This window comes from Streptomyces sp. NPDC058375 (genome assembly GCF_042723425.1).
GTDB classification, from domain to species: domain Bacteria; phylum Actinomycetota; class Actinomycetes; order Streptomycetales; family Streptomycetaceae; genus Streptomyces; species Streptomyces durocortorensis.
The window spans coordinates 1-1052 of record NZ_JBHXJG010000502.1 but is presented as its reverse complement, the minus strand read 5'-3'; the positions used below and the strand labels follow the sequence as shown (position 1 = coordinate 1052).

Annotated in this window: 1 protein-coding gene; it reads left to right on the top strand. The window is 76.0% G+C overall.

The window, feature by feature from the left end:
* Positions 1 to 85: 85 nt before the first annotated feature.
* The coding region (locus ACFWM7_RS35360; protein ID WP_383268904.1) for a hypothetical protein at positions 86 to 1052 on the top strand (967 nt) is incomplete at its 3' end.

The following is a 1052-nucleotide window of genomic DNA, read 5'->3' as shown; positions in this document are numbered from 1 at the left end:
GCCCGGTGACATCCCGGGCGGGCCCGCCCCGTTCAGCCCCCGAACACCCCGCCCCCGCTCTCCACTTCCCGCTCCGGAGGATTCCGTGACCCGCAGTCGACTCGCTCCCGGCACCGGGATCGTCACCGTCCCCGGTGCCGAACCGGTGCTCCGGACCTCCGGAGGGGAGTTCCTGCGCATCGAAACCGGGGGCGTCACGGGCGAAGCCCTGGTGCGGCGGCTTACGGGCGACGAGGCGCCGGGCGACGGTCCGCACTCCGCCGAACTCGCCCGGCTCGTCGAGGCGTTCGAGACCGGCGGACACGCGGTGTCCGCCCCGCCCCGGGCCCCGCTCGCCGGCCGCACCGTCCACGTCCTCGGCGACTCCGTGCTCACCGGACCGGTGGAGCGCTGCGTCGCGGCTGAAGGGGCTGAGGTCCACCGGACCACCCCGGACCGCGTGGCGGAACTCGCCCGGGCGACCCCGGACCACCACACCGACGGACGAGTCGCCGCCGAAGGGCGTGTCGCCGTGGTGTGGTGCCGCGACTCACCCGTGCCCGAAGGGCTCTGGGACGCGGCGGACCGGCTGCCCGGTCGACGCGTCGCCTGGCTGCGCTGCCACCGCGAGGGCTCCCACATCTGGACCGAACCGCTGGCCGCGGCCCCGGGGGACGTGACCTCCCGCCACGTCCGTCTCCGCAGGCTCGCGGCCACCGCCGCCCACCGCGAACTCGCCGCGTACTGGGCCGGACACCGCACCCCTGACACCGGACCGCACCCCACGGAAGCGTCCGCCGCCCTGATCGCCTCGCTCCTCACCGCCGATCTGATCGCCTGGGCCGAAGCCGAAGCCGAAGCCGAAGCCGAAGCCGAAGCCGGAGCCGGAGCCGGAGCCGGTGCTGGTGCCGAAGCCGGAGCCGGAGCCGGAGCCGGTGTTGGTCCGGAAGCCGACGCCGGTGCGGAAGTTGGTGCTGGTGCTGGAGTCGCGGCAGGGGCGGGCCGGCCGACCGGTCTGCCGGCCCGCCGCCGGCTGCGCCGGGTCGGCCTGCGCGATCTCTCCTTCACCGAGC